Source organism: Sphingopyxis fribergensis, from assembly GCF_000803645.1.
GTDB lineage: Bacteria > Pseudomonadota > Alphaproteobacteria > Sphingomonadales > Sphingomonadaceae > Sphingopyxis > Sphingopyxis fribergensis.
The window spans coordinates 755,813-771,745 of sequence record NZ_CP009122.1 but is presented as its reverse complement, the minus strand read 5'-3'; the positions used below and the strand labels follow the sequence as shown (position 1 = coordinate 771,745).

Genomic DNA, 15,933 nt, shown 5'->3' with positions numbered 1-15,933 from the left:
TCCTACTTTTCTTCTTTATCGACAGCTGCTTTCGGGCCCCGACAACAGGTCGAGGCAGCGGCCGTCAATCTTGTTCGCATCGACGGGCAGACTGATGAGCGACGCGAGCGTCGGCATGATATCCACCGTCATCACCGCATTCGGCTGTTCGAAACCGGCGAGCCCCTTGCGCCAGAAGAGGATCGGCACGCGGCGGTCATAATCCCACACCGACCCGTGCGTCGCGACATAGCCGATGCCCGACTCGGGAATCGGCGTGACCCGCGGCTTCAGCGCGATGATGAAATCGCCCGACCGCTGCGGATTATAGGAGGCGCGCAGCTTGTCGAGCAGGCTCCACGTATCGGGAGCACGCTTCGAGATGGGATGCGCGTCGAGCTGGTCGCGCGTCACTACCGCCTCGACCTGCGGATGCGCGCGCAGGCGCGGCAATATCTCGGCAAGCACGGCTTTGCGCTGCGCCGCGGTCAGCGTTTTCGCGAAATAATAATCGTCGCCGTCGCCATAGAGAATGGGCTGCGGCAGCCCTAGCTTCTCGGCGACTTCCTTGCCGATCGCGCCGGGGTTCAGCGCCTTGTCGATCCGCTGCGCATCGGGCCAGGCGTTCTGGCGGTTGCGTTCGGGCAGGTCATGGCCGCCATGGTCGGCGGTCAGCGCAACGACATAGTCGATGCCCGTCGCATCTAGGCGCGCGAAGAAATCGCCGAGTTCGCGGTCGAGTGCCGCCATCTGGATGCACATTTCGCTGCCTTCGGTGCCGGTGCTGTGGCCGATATAGTCGGTCGCCGACAGGCCGACGATGAGCAAGTCGGTGCTGTCGCCCTCGCCCATCTTGCGCGCCTGACGCAGCGCCGCAGCTGTGGCGAGAACCGCGCCATCGGCCTCGGGCGAGGCCAAGAAGCGGCGGAAGTCGCCGGCATCGCGCGCCATGCGGCCGGTGCCAACCGAGCCGCCCTTTTCGAGCGGAATCGCGATATCATGCGTCGTGCAATCGGCGGGAAGCACGAGCGCGGCGCGCGGCTGGTTGATCGCGGCGGCGATCGCGGTGCTGGCCTGCTGCGCGGTCGGCGACAATGTCGTGCCGCGATAGCTGGTGAGGCCGGTGGGTGCGAGCCACATGAGTTCGTCGGCCTGCCGCCCGCCCATCATGATCGAGGCGCGGTCCTTGCCCGATACCGATACGACTTGAGCCTTCGGATCGCGCGCCTTCATCAGGTCGCCGAGCGTCGGGACGAGCAGATGGTTCACCGACGGCGCATATTCGCCGTTTTTCGATGTCGTCCCCGCGACCGTCTCATCCTCGGCGCAATAGACGCGCTTGTCGGCGCGCGCGGTCGACGGATCGAAATAATTATTGGCGATGATCCCGGTGTGCGTCGGGTGGTTGCCGGTCAGGATCGTCGAATGGCCGGGGCAGGTTTCGGTCGCGCCATGCGCCTGATAGCCCGAAGGGAAAACGACGCCGGACGCGAGCCGCGCAAGACCGCCGGTGAAATGGCCGCGATATTCGGCGAAGAGATCGGCTGAAAACTGATCGACCGCGATCATCACGACGAGCTTCGGCGCCGGGGTCGCGGCGGTAACTTTTTGCACCGGCGGCGCCGAATTTTGCGCAAGGCCGGTTCCGGCAGCGGCAACACAAAGCGCGGTAGCAAGGGCGGTAGACAGATATTTCAGCTTCACGGACGGCTTCTCCAACCTAAGGGTGTCAGCGCGGGCTGTCCTCTCGTCGAAAGCCGCCTATATGGCAAGCCTTCGAAAGACGAACGGGCGCGGACATAGCCATGAATTTGCAGAGTGAGGCTTTTGTGACACGCGGATGGCGCGCCGTGCTGGCTTTGCTGGCCCTGGCGCTCGTCACCATGAGTCCGGCGCACGCACAATCGACGCATATCCAGCCGAAACTGGTCGCCGAGTCGGCGGCGCCAGCGCCCGGCAGCGGCACGACGGTCGCGCTGACAATGGCGCCAGAAAAAACATGGCATGGCTATTGGGCCAATGGCGGCGATGCTGGATTCGGCCTGTCGGTCGAATGGAACGCGCCCGATGGGGTGACGATTGCCCCCTTCCGCTATCCGGTGCCCGATGCGCTGATCCTCTTTGGCATGATGAACCATGTTTATGAGCATCCCTATGCTCTGCTTGCCGAGGTGCAGGTCGACAAAAGCGTCGCGCCGGGCACCGACCTAACCTTGTCGGGCGTCGCGAACTGGCTCGCCTGCACCGACAAGGTATGCGTCCCCGAAAAAGCGGTGATTTCGGTCACGCTGAAGGCCGGCGACGGCAAGATCGCGCCGGCGGAGCGCACCCGCTTCGACGGCTGGCGCGCGCTGCTTCCGCAGCCGCTCGACCGCCACGGCACATGGGAACGCAAAGGCGACATGGTGCGCTTTGCCATCCCGCTTCCCGCCAGCACCTTGATCGACGCGCCGCATCTGTTCGTCGAGACGCAGAATGTCGTCGACTATGCCGCGCCGCAAAGTTTCAGCCGCAACGGCGACTACATCATCGTCGAAACGCGCGTGAAGGGCGAAAAAGAGGGTCCGGTTTCTGCGCTGCTGAAGCTCGGCAGTGGGCGCGGGCTGTCGTTGACACTCAACCCCGGCACAGTTCCGGCCGCAGGCGAGGCGGTCGCCGGGAAAGCGGGTGGCATCGATATGGAGCTGTTCTGGACCGCGCTCGGTGGCGCGATCCTCGGTGGGCTGATCCTAAACTTGATGCCGTGCGTCTTCCCGATCCTGAGCCTTAAGGCGCTCAGCCTCGCGAGGTCGGGTGGCGATGCGCGAAGCGCTAAAGTGGAAGCGCTCGCCTATACCGCCGGCGCCATCGTCACCGCGCTGCTCCTCGGCGGGGCGCTGCTCGCGCTCCGCGCCGTTGGCCAGCAGGTCGGTTGGGCATTCCAGCTCCAGCATCCGTTGAGCGTCCTCGCGCTGCTGATCCTCGCGCTCGCGATCACATTGAACCTGCTCGGCGCTTACGAATTGCCATCGTTCGGCGGCGGACAGGCGCTGGCCGACAAGGGCGGTGCGGCGGGCGGCTTCTGGACCGGCGCGCTCGCAGCCTTTGTCGCAACACCGTGCAGCGGCCCCCTGTTGGGCGCAGCGCTTGGCGCGACGCTGGTGCTGCCAGCGTGGGCGGCGCTGCCGATCTTCGGCGGGCTCGGGTTGGGGCTCGCGCTGCCCTTCCTCGCGATCGGCTTTGTGCCCGCGCTGCGCAATCGGCTTCCGAAGCCGGGACCGTGGATGGACCGCTTCCGCAAGTGGATGGCCCTTCCGATGGGGCTCACCACGCTTGCGCTGGCGTGGCTGCTGTGGCGGCAACTCGGCAGCGGAGAACAGCTTCTCTCGCCGATCTTCGCAGCCGCGATGGCACTCGTCCTGCTCACCCATTATGGCGCAATTCAGCGAGGCGACCGTCGATCGTGGCCGCTCGTCGTCTCCGGCTTTCTCTTCATAGCCAGCCTCGCGAGCACAGTGACCGAAGTCGCCGAGACAGAACGCACCGCCGACGCCACCGGATCGACCTTCTCCCTCGACGCGCTCGCCAAAGCACGCGCCACCGGCAAGCCCGTCTTCGTCTATTTCACCGCCGACTGGTGCCTGTCGTGCAAGGCGAACGAGGCAGGCGCGATCAACCGTGAGGCGGTGCAGGCCGCATTCGACAAGGCGGGCGTCGTAACACTCGTCGGCGATTGGACCAACGGCGATCCGGTCATCACCCGCACACTTGCCGAGCATGGCCGCAACAGCGTGCCGCTCTATCTCTGGTATGCGCCGGGCGCCGCGAAGCCAGAAATCCTGCCACAGATCCTCACCCCCGGCCTGCTTACCGACAAGGCCAAGCCCTGATGGCAAAGCAGCGTGCCGACCAGCTGCTCGTCGACCGCGGTCTCGCCGAAAGCCGGACGCGCGCGCAGGCGCTGATTCTTGCCGGTCTCGCCTTCGTCGGCGATCGCAAGATCGACAAGGCGGGGCAGCAGGTCGCGGCAGATGCCGAGATCAGCGTCAAGGGCCGCGACCATCCTTGGGTCTCGCGCGGGGGCATCAAGCTCGACCATGCCCTGTCGCACCTCGGCTGGGATGTGACGGGCGCGGTCGCGATCGACGTCGGATCGTCGACGGGCGGCTTTACCGACGTGCTGCTCAGCCGCGGTGCGGTGCGCATCTACGCGGTGGATTCGGGCACCAACCAGCTCGCGTGGAAGCTGCGGCAGGACGAACGCGTCATCGTCCACGAACAAACGAGCGCGCGCATCCTGACGCCCGCACATATTCCCGAACCGATCGACCTGATCGTCTGCGACGCGAGCTTCATCGCTCTCTCGAAGGTTCTGCCCGTGCCGATGTCATTCGCGAAAGACGGCGCGCGCATGGTTGCGCTGATCAAGCCGCAGTTCGAGGCCGAACGCCACGAGGTCGGCAAGAAAGGCGTTGTGCGCGATGCAGCAGTGCACGCCCGTGTTTGCGCCGAAGTGCGAGGCTGGCTGACCGGCGAAGGCTGGGACATTATCGACCTTGTCGAGAGCCCAATCACCGGCCCCGAAGGAAATGTGGAATTTCTGATCGCTGCGGTGAAGCGAGCCGCTTGACGCTGCGCCGCACAATCGCGACACCGATGCAACGGATTCGCGTGTGGGGGATAATGCGGGCATGACCGAAATAGCAACGCCGGGGCAGCTTCGCATGTCCTATATGCGCTGGGCGCTCGTCACCGTGCCGGCGATCGTCCTGATCGGCAGCCTGATGGGCGTGCTATCGAACAGCGGTTATGACAATCGCTGGTTCGCGGCGCTCGACCTGCCGTCGATCACGCCGCCGGGCTGGGTGTTCGCGGTGGTCTGGCCGATCCTCTACATCATGCTCGGCCTTTCGCTGGCGATGATCCTGCACGCGCGCGGCGCGAAGGGGCGCGGTTTTGCGCTGGTGCTCTTCTTCGTCCAGCTGATCGCCAATTTCGCCTGGTCGCCGCTGTTCTTCGGGCAGCATCAGGTGACGACCGCGCTCTATGTGATCATCTTCATCCTGATGGTGACGGTTGCCACCGCCTTTGCCTTTGCGCCGATCCGCAAGGCCGCGGCGTGGCTGCTCGTCCCTTATATGATCTGGCTCAGCTTTGCCGCGATCCTCAATTTCCAGATCGATCAGCGCAATCCCGATGCCGAAACCCTTGTCCCCGCCGCCGCCAGCACCCAAATAAGATAGTGGCAAGGGGACAGACCCCGACGGAGGAATTGAGACATGCAGAGCGAAAACCGCTTTTTCGACGACCTCGCCAAGATGGTGAACGGCATTGCCGGAACCGTTGCTGGCGCCGGCCGCGAAGCCGAGTCCGCGATGCGCGACCGCGCCAAGGAATGGGTCGGCCGCATGGATTTCGTCAGCCGCGAGGAATTCGAGGCGGTGAAGAAAATGGCCGCCACGGCGCGTGCCGAAGCCGAAGCGCTGAAGGCGCGGCTCGACAAGCTGGAAGGCGTGGCGAAGCCCGCGGCTGCTCCCAAGACCGCTGCGGCGCCAAAGGCTGCGGCAAAGCCGGTCGCTGCGAAGCAAGCCGCTAAACCCGCTGCCAAGCCTGCGGCGCGCAAGCCGAAGAGCTAAGGCGCGCGGGCGCGCTTTTGGCAGGTTACGCACAATATATTCCCCGGATGGTGAGGGTAGCGGACTCGCGTCGCCGCACCATCCGGGTTAAGGCGCGCGCATGAGTGACGATATTTACGACGACGACGACGGCCAGGACGCTGCACCGATGGAGATGCTGGCATCTTACTTTGCCGCGCACGACTGGCCGCACGAGATGGTCGGCGAGGATGAGATCGTCGCGACCGCGCAGGGCAGCTGGACGACCTATGAACTGCGCGCGGTGTGGCGCGCCGACGACGGCGTGATCCAGCTTCTTGCCTTCCCCGACATTCGCGTCGTCGAGGACAAGCGCGCCGCCGCGCACGAGGCGCTGGCGCTGATCAACGAGCAATTGTGGCTCGGCCATTTCGAGCTGTGGTCGAACAGCGGCACGATCCTGTTCCGCCACGGCATGCTGCTCGGTGCCGACGCGTCGCTGCCGCTCGACATGACCGAAACGCTGATCGAAAGCGCGATCGACGAGTGCGAGCGCTTTTACCCGGTGTTCCAGTTCGTGCTGTGGGGCGGCAAATCGCCTGCCGAGGCGCTCGCGGCCTCGCTCATCGAAACGCGCGGCGAAGCCTAATCCGAGATTTTTTCAAAGCGCGTCAGTCCCGGGCCGATCTCGTTCGGCCCGATCGCAAGCGGCTCGCCGCTCCAGTCCGCGACGAAGATCGTCTTGCGGTCCAGGCCTTGCGGCACGCTGGCGCGATTGCCGGTGATAACCAGTCCGCGTGACGAATTGTCGCGCGCCTCGGCGGCGACCGCGATCAGCACTGCATAATTTTCCTTGTCGCGGCCCTGGATAAGCAGGTTGTTCGTGACGCGGCCGACCGATCCCGCGGGCAGGTCGATCAGATAATTGGTTCCCTTGCCCTGCGTGTCATCGAAGCTGTTGTCGCTGATCTCGACCTGCGGCGAACGCGTCTTGAGATAATGGCCGCCGCTGCCTTTTTCGAAGCGTGTGTTCGTGACGATTACACGGCCATAGGCGCCGGTGTAGACGCTGTGCGCGCAGCTGAGCCCACGGTCGCAGCGGCCGAGGCGCGAGAAGGTCGAACGGGAGATCGTCAACGTCGCCGCGGCATCGTCGCCGGTGAGAATTCCCTCCTCGCTGTTGCGGAACATGCTGTTGACGATATCGAGATTGCTGCGTTCGAGGCGGATGCCTGCGCCATTGCCGTCGGGCACGCGCAAATTCTGGAAAACGATTCCGTCGACCTTTGCGCCGTTGCCGCGCAGCACCAAGGTCGCCTTGCCCTCGCAGGTCACGCCGTCGAAGATCGCACGGCCCGGCTCGGCGGCGGCGAAGGCGATGCGCCCCGCCGTCTGCACCGCGCAGTCGCGGTGATAGCCGGGCGCGACGCGGATCGTCCCCTCGCCGTCGCCGATCGCGTCGACCGCTTCCTGAAGCCGGTTAAAGCCACGGCCGTCGACGCTGTACGGTGCAGCGCCGGTCTGCGCGGGCAGCGGCGCCGGCGCGAGGAGCAGCGGAAGGGCGAGCAGCGGCAACATGGGCCGACGGAGAATTGCCATGAACATGCGCCGCCCATAGCGGCTTTTGGCGCGCCCGTCGTTCGCGAAGCTGGTTAACCGCACGCCTGTCCCCTTATCGGACAGGCGCGCCGATGCGGGTTAATCGAGGTTCGGGCGCAGCCAGCGCGTCGCGGTTTCGATATCAACGCCGCGCCGCGCCGCATAATCTTCGAGCTGGTCGCTGCCGATCCGCGCGACGCCGAAATACTGGCTTTCCGGATGCCCGAAATAGAAGCCGCTGACGGCCGCGGTGGGCAGCATCGCAAAGCTTTCGGTCAGCACCAGTCCGGCATTGTCGCCCGCCGCGAGCAGATCGAACAGGATCGGCTTCAGGCTGTGGTCGGGACAGGCGGGATAGCCGGGAGCCGGACGGATACCGCGATATTCCTCCTTGATCAGCGCCTCGTTGGTGAGCTGTTCGCCCGGCGCATAGCCCCATAGCGTGGTGCGGACATGCTGGTGCAGCCGCTCGGCGAACGCCTCGGCAAAGCGATCGGCGAGCGCCTTCAGCAGGATATCCGAATAATCATCCTTGTCGGCGCGGAAGCGTTCCGAATGCGGCTCGATGCCGTGGATGCCGACCGCGAAGCCGCCCATCCAGTCACCCGCCGGATCGATGAAGTCGGCGAGGCACATATTGGCGCGGTCGCGGCTTTTCTTGATCTGCTGGCGCAGGAAGGGCAGCGTCACATGGCGTTCTTCGTCGGCCAGATGGATGGTGACACTGTCGCCATCGCGCGCGCACGGCCAGAGGGCGCAAACGCCCCGCGCTGTCAGCCATTTTTCGGCGATCAGCTTGTCGAGCATCGCGTCGGCGTCGGCCTTCAATGCCTGCGCCGTTTCGCCGACCACCTCGTCTTCCATGATCGACGGCCAGGTGCCGTGCAATTCCCACGCGCGAAAAAAGGGCGTCCAGTCGATGCATTCGCGCAAATCTTCGAGCGACCAGTCGTCGAACCGATGCAGTCCGGGCTGCAGCGGCGGCGCGGGCTTGTCGCTGAGATAGGCGTCGTAAAAATTTGCGCGCGCTTCTTCGAGGGTGTGGAGGACGCTCTGCCCCTTGCCCGCGCGCACGTCGCGGACATGGGCATAATCGTCCTTATAGCCTTTCACATAGGCTTCGCGCCCGGTGTCGCTGACGAGCGACGTCGCGACGCCGACCGCGCGGCTGGCGTCGAGCACATGCAGAACCGGCCCCTGATAGGCGGGATCGATGCGGAGCGCGGTGTGGACCTTCGACGTCGTCGCGCCGCCGATCAGCAGCGGCATCGTCATGCCGGCGCGCTGCATTTCCTCGGCAACCGTCACCATCTCGTCGAGCGACGGTGTGATCAGCCCCGAGAGGCCGATCATGTCGGCGTCATTCTCGTTCGCCGCCTCGAGGATCTTGCTCCACGGCACCATCACGCCGAGGTCGACGATCTCGAACCCGTTGCACTGGAGCACCACGCCGACGATATTCTTGCCGATATCGTGGACGTCACCCTTCACGGTTGCCATCACGACCTTGCCCTTGCCCTTGGCACCGGGTTCCTTCGCCGCCTCGATAAAGGGCAGCAGGTGCGCGACCGCCTTTTTCATCACGCGCGCCGATTTGACGACCTGCGGCAGGAACATCTTGCCCGACCCGAACAGGTCGCCGACGACGTTCATTCCGTCCATCAGCGGCCCTTCGATGACCTCGATCGGGCGCGGCAGCAGCAGGCGCATCTCTTCGGTATCGTCGACGACATAGGCGTCGATGCCCTTGACCAGCGCATGTTCGAGCCGCTTGGCGACCGGCCAGCCGCGCCATTCCTCGGCGGCCTTTTCCTGGGCGGGGTTGCTGCCCTTATAGCGTTCGGCGAGCGCGATCAGCCGCTCAGTCGGGCTCTCCGCCTCGCCTTCGACCTTGCGGTTGAGCACGACATCCTCGACCGCTTGCCGCAGTTCCGGGTCGATCGTGTCATAGACGTCGAGCTGCCCCGCATTGACGATCGCCATGTCGAGCCCGGCAGGGATCGCATAATAAAGGAAGACGCTGTGCATCGCACGGCGCACGACCTCGTTGCCGCGAAAACCGAAGGACAGGTTCGACAGGCCGCCCGAGAAATGGACGTGCGGACAGCGCACGCGGATTTCCTTCACCGCCTCGATGAAATCGACGGCATAATTGTCATGCTCTTCGAGCCCCGTCGCGACCGCGAAGACATTGGGGTCAAAGATGATATCCTCGGGCGGGAAGCCGATGCCGGTGAGCAGCTTGTAGGCGCGCTCGCAAATCTCGATCTTGCGCTCCTTGGTGTCGGCCTGCCCGACCTCGTCGAACGCCATCACCACGACCGCCGCGCCATAGGCCATGCATTTGCGCGCATGTTCGAGGAAGGGCTCCTCGCCTTCCTTCATGCTGATCGAATTGACGATCGGCTTGCCCGGCACGCATTTAAGCCCCGCCTCGATCACGCTCCATTTCGAGCTGTCGATCATCACCGGGATGCGCGCGATGTCGGGTTCGGCGGCGATGAGCTTCAGGAAGGTCGTCATCGCATATTCGGCGTCGAGCAGGCCTTCGTCCATGTTGACGTCGATGACCTGCGCGCCATTCTCGACCTGCTGCCGCGCGACCTCGACCGCCGCGGTATAGTCGTCGGCGAGGATCAGCTTCTTGAACGCTGCCGATCCGGTGACGTTCGTGCGCTCGCCGATGTTGACGAAGCTGGAGGAGGCGGCGGTTGTTTCGGTCATTGGGCTCTTCTTCTCCCCTCCCGCTTGCGGGAGGGGTCGGGGGAGGGTCTGGCAAATATTCGGTCGGCGCGGGAAGGAACAGGCCCTCCCCTAATCCCTCCCGCATGCGGGAGGGGGACTAAGCCGCCATCGTGAACGGCTCCAGCCCGGCAAGCCGCGTCCGCACCGGCACTTGCGGGATCTGCCGCGCAGGCAATCCCGCGATCGCCTTCGCCATGGCGGCGATATGCGCGGGCGTCGAACCGCAGCAACCGCCGAGGATATTCACCTGACCATGCTCGGCCCATTCGCGCACGAGGCCCGCGGTGGTGTCGGGCATCTCGTCATACTCGCCGAGTTCGTTGGGCAAGCCGGCGTTCGGATACACCATCACCAGCGCGTCGGCGATATCCGACAACACCCGCACATGCGGACGAAGCTGCGACGCACCAAATGAGCAGTTGAGCCCGATCGTCAGCGGCTTGGCGTGGCGTACGGCGTACCAGAAAGCCTCGACCGTGTGCCCCGACAGGTTGCGCCCCGACAGGTCGGTCAGCGTCATCGAGATCATCAATGGCAGTTCGCGCCCGACCTTCGCCTCGGCCTCGAGCGTCGCGGCGATCCCCGCCTTGGCGTTGAGCGTGTCGAAGATCGTCTCGATCAGGATGAAATCGGCGCCCCCCTCGGCCAATGCCACCACCTGATCGAGATAGACCTTCTTCAGCTCGTCGAAATCGATCTCGCGATAGCCCGGATTGTTGACGTCGGGCGACAGCGACAGCGTCTTGTTCGTCGGCCCGACCGCGCCCGCGATGAAGCGGCGGCGACCGTCGCGCTCCTGATAGCGGTCGGCGGCTTCGCGGCCCAGCCGCGCGCTTTGATGGTTGATATCGGCGACGAGATGTTCGGCGCCATAATCGGCCTGGCTGATCGTGTTGGCGCTGAACGTATTGGTCGACACGATGTCCGACCCCGCCTCGAGATAGGCCTCACCGATCGCGGTGACGACGTCGGGCCGCGTCAGCGCGAGGATGTCGTTATTCCCCTTCTGATCGTGCGTCAGGCCAAGATTGCCCGCATAGTCGGCCTCGACCAGCTTGCGGAGCTGAATCTGCGTGCCCCAGCCGCCATCGGTCAGCAGGATGCGTTCCTTCGCCGCCGCCTGCAATGCTTCGCGTGCCCCCATTTTCAAATTGGCGCTCATGCTGCCTGATCCTTTGCGGTCAAGACCGGCCGCAGGCCCAGCAGATGACAGATGGCATAGCTGAGCTCGGCGCGGTTGAGGGTGTAGAAATGGAAATCGCGGACGCCTCCCGCATAGAGGCGACGGCACATTTCGGCGGCGATCGTCGCCGCGACGAGCTGGCGCGCCGCGGGGTGATCGTCGAGCCCGTCGAACAGCGACACCATCCACGCCGGGATCGCGGTGCCGCACATGTCGGCCATGCGGCGCGTCTGCGAAACGTTCGACACGGGCAGGATGCCGGGAATGATCGGCGCGTCGATCCCCGCCGCGGCGGCAGTATCGCGAAAGCGCAGAAAGCTGTCGGGCGAGAAGAAGAATTGCGTGATCGCCCGCGTCGCGCCAGCGTCGAGCTTGCGCTTGAGGTTGTCGAGGTCGGACTCGGCGCAATCCGCATCGGGATGCGTTTCGGGATAGGCGGCGACCGAAATGTCGAACGGCGCAATCGCCTTCAGCCCGGCGACCAGTTCGATCGCATTGGCGTAGCCGTCGGGGTGTGCGCGATACGGCTCGCCGCCCGGAACGTCGCCGCGCAGCGCGACGATATGACGCACCCCCGCTTCCCAATAAGCCTCTGCCACCTCATTGATCTCGGCGCGCGAGGCCTCGACGCAGGTCAAGTGCGCGGCCGGCGGCACCGCGCTTTCGGCGGCGATCCGCGCGACGGTCGCGTGGGTCCGTTCGCGCGTCGACCCGCCCGCGCCATAGGTGACCGAAACGAAGCTCGGACCCAACGGCTCGAGCGTGCGGAACGTGTCCCACAGCTGCGCTTCCATCTTCTCGGTCTTCGGCGGGAAAAATTCGAAGCTGACGCCGATATCGCCTTCGAGATTGGCGAACAGCGGCGATGCCGCGGCGCGGCGCGCCTCCGCCAGCGAGTTCAAATTCGACGTCATGCCGCAAGCCTTTTACTTTGTCCGTCGCCGGTGACGGGGGGTTGATCTTCATCGCTGCGACGGCGGCCGAGCCACAGCTTCACGGCCAGCTCCCCGCCTTCCAGCGTCTGTGTATTTTCCAGCAGCAGCCCTGCCGAGGCGAACCAGCCGCGGATCTGCGCATCCGAAAAGCCGAGGCGCGCGTGCGCGGCAAAATTGCGCAGCTCTTCATCCTCGTGCGGCGCAAAGTCGACGACGAGCAAATGGCCGCCGCCGCGCAGCACGCGGCTCGCTTCGGCGATCACCCGGTCGGGTTCGTGCGCGAAGTGAAGCGCCTGATGGATGACGATGCTGTCGACGCTCGCATCGGCGACCGGCAGATTCAGGAAGTCGCCCTGGAGCAGGTCGACGGGAACCGATTGCCCCGCGAGCTTGGAACGCGCGATGCGCAGCATTTCGGGGCTGCGATCGAGCGCGGTGATGCGGCGCGCGGTGGGCGCGAAAATTTCCGCCATCCGGCCCGTACCGGTGCCGATGTCGAGCAGGTGGCCGAGCCGGCGGTTGTGCATCATCGCCAGCATCGCCGCCTCGACCTCGCTCTCGGCGATATGGCGCGAGCGGATCGCGTCCCACTCGTCGGCATGTTCGGCGAAATAACGTTCGGCCGCGGCGGCACGTTCATCGCGCACCGCGGTCAGGCGCCGCGCGTCATGCGTGATGACCAGCGCCTCGCGCGCGGAAAAGGGCCATTTTTCGGCCTGCCCGATAATCTCGGCGATCGGCCCGTTTTCCGCAATCCGCAGGAAAACCCAGCTTCCTTCGCGACGCCGTTCGACGATCCCGGCCTCGACCAGGATTCGAACATGGCGCGACACGCGCGGCTGGCTCTGGTCGAGCACGACCGCCAATTCACCGATAGCCAGCTCCATTTCGCGCAAAAGCGCCACGACTCGTAGTCGCGTCGGGTCCGCCAGGGCACGGAAAATGTCGATCAACTCGCTCACGGCCGCACATATAAAGGTTTCTTTATATCCGGTCAACCAAGCGCCGCACCACAATTTCCGCCGCGCGCCCACCCTCCGAGACCGAATTCGGACGAAACACCAAGCCTCGCGCAAAAAGGGCGTTGCACGCGATTCCGCGAGGGGGTAATTCTGCGCGCGATTGGCAAATTTCGGGATCGATCAGTTCCTGTGCCGATCGGTCAGTTCAAACCGAGAGGGGTATTCCCAAATGAAGAAATCGATCACTCTGTCGCTCGTCCTCGCCGCCTCGATGGGCCTTGCTGCTTGCGCCGAAAAGGCTGCCGACGACACGGCTGCTGCAACCGAAGACGCAGCGGCGACCGTCGAAGGCGCTGCTGATGGCGCGATGGAAGCGGCCGAAGGCGCTGCCGACGCGACCGCCGCTGCTGCTGGCGAAGCCGGCGCTGCTGCCGACGCCGCTGGCGATGCCGCCGCCTCGGGCGACGCCGCTGTCGCCGCCGACAAGGCGACCGAAGCTGCCGGTGCGGCCAAGGAAGCTGCCGACGCCGCCAAGGGCGCGATGGAAGAAGCCAAGAAGTAAGCATTTTTCGGCTTTTCGGGCCGAAGAAATGTCAAAGACAAGAGGGGCCGCCGGTTCGCCGGTGGCTCCTTTTTTCATTCGGAACAGGTATCAACCGGCGCGGTTGCCAAGCCCCTGATCCGCCGTTAACTCTCAGCCACCATGACCGGCCGCCCGGTCATTGTTTTCGAAAGGAATATTATGCGCAAGATCATTATCGCCTCGATGGCCGCCGCGGCCTTCAGCCTCGCCGCCTGCTCGGAAAAGACCCAGGACGCCGCTAGCGAGACCGCCGATTCCATGGGCGACGACGCTGCCGCTGCTGGCGATGCCGCTGCCGACGCCGCTGCTGGCGCTGCCGACGCGACGGCTGCTGCCGCCGACGAAGCCGCCGATGCGACCGCCGATGCCGCCAAGGACGCTGGCAACGCCGTCGAAGGCACCGTAAACGCCGCTGGCGAAGCGGTCGACAAGGCTGGCGACAACATCGCCGAAGAAACCAAGAAGGCCGAAGCCAACGACAAGAAGTAAGTCGTCGGTTCGCCTTCGGGCTGATATTGGGGCTCCATCCACGTCGGATGGAGCCCTTTTTCGTGGGAGCGCATGAATGATCGACCTTCGGACGGCGGGCACCGCGCTCGCGATGCTGATCCTGACGACGGGGTGCAGCCGCACCGACAATGAGCCCGGCCCCGGCGGTGTGACCGTCAGCGAGGCGAAGGCGCTCGACGATGCCGCCGAAATGCTCGAAAGCCGCGACAGCCCGCCTGCGGCGGAACCGGCGGACGACGCGGCTAAAGCCGGCAAATAACGCCTTCCCCTCATCGCTTCGAAGGCCTAGGTTGAGCGCGCCCCGCGATTGGCGCTAAAGATGGGACCCCATCGGGGAGCGGGGCCGGCCGCCAGGCCGTCGCGAGCCGCGCGCCTGGGTGATCCACTGCCAGCGAGGGGACATCCGCATGACCGATACGCCCACCACCCACGTCGTCTTCCTGCTGTTTTCGGGCATCACCCAGCTCGACTTCACCGCCCCGGCGCAGGCGCTTTCGCGCATGCCCGGCGCGGTGATTGCCGGGGTCGCCGCGGCCCTCGATCCGATCCCGACCGACAGCGGCTTTGCCATCGTACCGACGCATGATTTTGCGAGCGCACCGCAAGCCGATATCCTCTGCGTCCCAGGAGGTCACGGTGTCGCCGACGCGCTGGGCGACACCGCAACGATCGATTTCATCGCACGGCAATCGGAAAACGCGCTATGGGTGACGAGCGTCTGCACCGGCGCCTTCCTGCTCGGCCGCGCCGGGCTGCTCGCGGGCAAGCGCGCGACGACGCATTGGGCCTATACCCATTTGCTGCCCTTGGTCGGGGCCGAACCGGTGAAAGGGCGCGTCGTCGAGGACGGCAATGTCGTGACCAGCGGCGGCGTCACGTCGGGGCTCGATTTCGCGCTGACCCTGATTGCCCGGCTGCGCGGCGACGCGGTCGCGCAGGCGATCCAACTCGCGATCGAATATGATCCCGCCCCGCCCTTCCCCGGCGGCCATCCCGACCGCGCGCCCAAGGCGATCACCGCGGGATTGAAAGAGCATGTGTATGACGCCGCCGCGGCGCGAATGGAGGCGGCGCTGTCGAGCGCCTAGCGGCAGTCGGCGAGCGCGATTTCGTAGAGTTTCGGCCAGTTCTTGCCGGTGACGAACAGGCGCTTCTTCTTCGCATCCCATGCGATGCCGTTGAGCACGCTGTCGGTCCCGCTGACGCCGGCGTCGGCCTTGAGCGTCGACAGGTCGACAAGCGAGACGACTTTGCCGGTGACGGGATCAATGCGCAGGATGAAATCGGTCATCCACACATTCGCCCAAATCTGCCCGTTGATCGTCTCGAGCTCGTTGATCATCGCGATCGGCCGCTCGCCGAAGCGCACCGTAACGCGCTTCTGCTCCTTCATCGTCGCGGGGTCGAGAAAGCGCAGCTCGGGTGTCCCGTCGCTCAGCACCAGGCTGTCTCCGACCATCGTCAGACCCCATCCCTCGCCTTCATATTTGAAAGTGCCGACGCGCTTCAAATCCTTGATCGACCAGCGATTGCCGATCCCGCCCTGCCACGTCACGCCGATGATCTGGTTTCCCCAGCGCGTGATGCCTTCGCCGAACTGGTCCGCCGGCAGCTTTGTCTCAGCCAGCGCCTTGCCGGTTTGAAGGTCGAGCCGCGCGATCCGCGATTGGCCATATTGGCCAGTGGCCTCGTAGAGATGCCCGTCGTCCCAGAAGAGGCCCTGCGTGAAGCTCGTCGCATCGTGCGGGAAGGTCTGAACGATCCGATAACCGCAACGCTCGATCGGCGCCGGCGGAGGCGTGGCGACTGCGGGGTCGGCGAACAGCGCGACGGCGAGAAGGAACATCATCACCGCCCCTAGCTA

The 15,933-nt window shown here is 65.0% G+C and carries 16 protein-coding genes and 1 riboswitch; of the genes, 9 read left to right on the top strand and 7 right to left on the bottom strand.

The window, feature by feature from the left end; translation table 11 throughout:
• Positions 1-15: 15 nt before the first annotated feature.
• Complete coding sequence (locus SKP52_RS03715; RefSeq protein ID WP_228383810.1) at positions 16-1,683, bottom strand: alkaline phosphatase family protein; 1,668 nt, start codon at positions 1,681-1,683, stop codon at positions 16-18.
• Between the two features lie 101 nt (positions 1,684-1,784).
• On the opposite strand from SKP52_RS03715, the gene SKP52_RS03710 reads away from it, so the two are divergent.
• The 5 genes from SKP52_RS03710 (at position 1,785) to SKP52_RS03690 (ending at position 6,201) form a co-directional block, all read left to right on the top strand.
• Positions 1,785-3,848, top strand: coding sequence for a protein-disulfide reductase DsbD family protein (locus tag SKP52_RS03710; protein ID WP_039571895.1), 2,064 nt, complete (start codon positions 1,785-1,787; stop codon positions 3,846-3,848).
• Positions 3,848-4,588 (top strand): TlyA family RNA methyltransferase, encoded by a 741-nt coding sequence (locus tag SKP52_RS03705; protein WP_039571892.1) that lies wholly within the window; start codon positions 3,848-3,850, stop codon positions 4,586-4,588. The genes SKP52_RS03710 and SKP52_RS03705 overlap by 1 nt, the downstream gene beginning before the upstream one ends.
• Before the next feature lie 61 nt (positions 4,589-4,649).
• The gene (locus tag SKP52_RS03700) at positions 4,650-5,201 is read left to right on the top strand and encodes a TspO/MBR family protein (RefSeq protein WP_039571890.1); all 552 of its coding nucleotides are present in this window, start codon (positions 4,650-4,652) and stop codon (positions 5,199-5,201) included.
• Positions 5,202-5,237: 36 nt separating this feature from the next.
• Entirely contained in the window at positions 5,238-5,594 is a 357-nt protein-coding gene (locus SKP52_RS03695; RefSeq protein WP_039571888.1) for an accessory factor UbiK family protein, read from the top strand.
• 100 nt (positions 5,595-5,694) lie between these two features.
• The gene (locus tag SKP52_RS03690; RefSeq protein WP_039571887.1) at positions 5,695-6,201 is read left to right on the top strand and encodes a type III secretion system chaperone family protein; all 507 of its coding nucleotides are present in this window, start codon (positions 5,695-5,697) and stop codon (positions 6,199-6,201) included.
• Here SKP52_RS03690 and SKP52_RS03685 read toward each other — a convergent pair.
• The 5 genes from SKP52_RS03685 to SKP52_RS03665 form a co-directional block, all read right to left on the bottom strand.
• Entirely contained in the window at positions 6,198-7,157 is a 960-nt protein-coding gene (locus SKP52_RS03685) for a right-handed parallel beta-helix repeat-containing protein (RefSeq protein ID WP_081997190.1), read from the bottom strand. The genes SKP52_RS03690 and SKP52_RS03685 overlap by 4 nt on opposite strands.
• A 93-nt stretch (positions 7,158-7,250) precedes the next feature.
• Positions 7,251-9,875 carry a methionine synthase gene (gene metH, locus SKP52_RS03680; RefSeq protein WP_039571883.1) on the bottom strand — a complete coding sequence of 875 codons (2,625 nt, stop codon included), beginning with the start codon at positions 9,873-9,875 and terminating at the stop codon, positions 7,251-7,253.
• 118 nt (positions 9,876-9,993) lie between these two features.
• The gene (locus SKP52_RS03675) at positions 9,994-11,040 is read right to left on the bottom strand and encodes a homocysteine S-methyltransferase family protein (protein ID WP_039579640.1); all 1,047 of its coding nucleotides are present in this window, start codon (positions 11,038-11,040) and stop codon (positions 9,994-9,996) included.
• Between the two features lie 14 nt (positions 11,041-11,054).
• A complete protein-coding gene (gene metF, locus SKP52_RS03670) occupies positions 11,055-11,993 on the bottom strand; it encodes a methylenetetrahydrofolate reductase (RefSeq protein WP_039571879.1) in 939 nt (312 codons plus the stop codon).
• Positions 11,990-12,976 (bottom strand): ArsR/SmtB family transcription factor, encoded by a 987-nt coding sequence (locus SKP52_RS03665; protein ID WP_039579637.1) that lies wholly within the window; start codon positions 12,974-12,976, stop codon positions 11,990-11,992. Before SKP52_RS03665 ends, metF begins: the two co-directional genes overlap by 4 nt.
• A gap of 229 nt (positions 12,977-13,205) precedes the next feature.
• Between SKP52_RS03665 and SKP52_RS03660 the strand changes: the two genes are divergently transcribed.
• From SKP52_RS03660 to SKP52_RS03645, 4 genes are all read left to right on the top strand, one after another.
• Complete coding sequence (locus tag SKP52_RS03660; protein ID WP_039571874.1) at positions 13,206-13,538, top strand: hypothetical protein; 333 nt, start codon at positions 13,206-13,208, stop codon at positions 13,536-13,538.
• A 180-nt stretch (positions 13,539-13,718) separates the two neighbouring features.
• Positions 13,719-14,048: a hypothetical protein gene (locus SKP52_RS03655; protein WP_039579634.1), complete on the top strand. Its 330-nt coding sequence runs from the start codon at positions 13,719-13,721 to the stop codon at positions 14,046-14,048.
• Between the two features lie 76 nt (positions 14,049-14,124).
• The gene (locus SKP52_RS03650) at positions 14,125-14,328 is read left to right on the top strand and encodes a hypothetical protein (RefSeq protein WP_039571871.1); all 204 of its coding nucleotides are present in this window, start codon (positions 14,125-14,127) and stop codon (positions 14,326-14,328) included.
• A gap of 34 nt (positions 14,329-14,362) precedes the next feature.
• Positions 14,363-14,455, top strand: a riboswitch (ZMP/ZTP riboswitch).
• 21 nt (positions 14,456-14,476) lie between these two features.
• Complete coding sequence (locus tag SKP52_RS03645; RefSeq protein ID WP_039571868.1) at positions 14,477-15,157, top strand: DJ-1/PfpI family protein; 681 nt, start codon at positions 14,477-14,479, stop codon at positions 15,155-15,157.
• Here the strand turns inward: SKP52_RS03645 and SKP52_RS03640 are convergent.
• On the bottom strand, positions 15,154-15,918 hold the full coding sequence (locus SKP52_RS03640; protein ID WP_081997189.1) for a glutaminyl-peptide cyclotransferase: 765 nt from the start codon (positions 15,916-15,918) through the stop codon (positions 15,154-15,156). The genes SKP52_RS03645 and SKP52_RS03640 overlap by 4 nt on opposite strands.
• Positions 15,919-15,933: the final 15 nt, after the last annotated feature.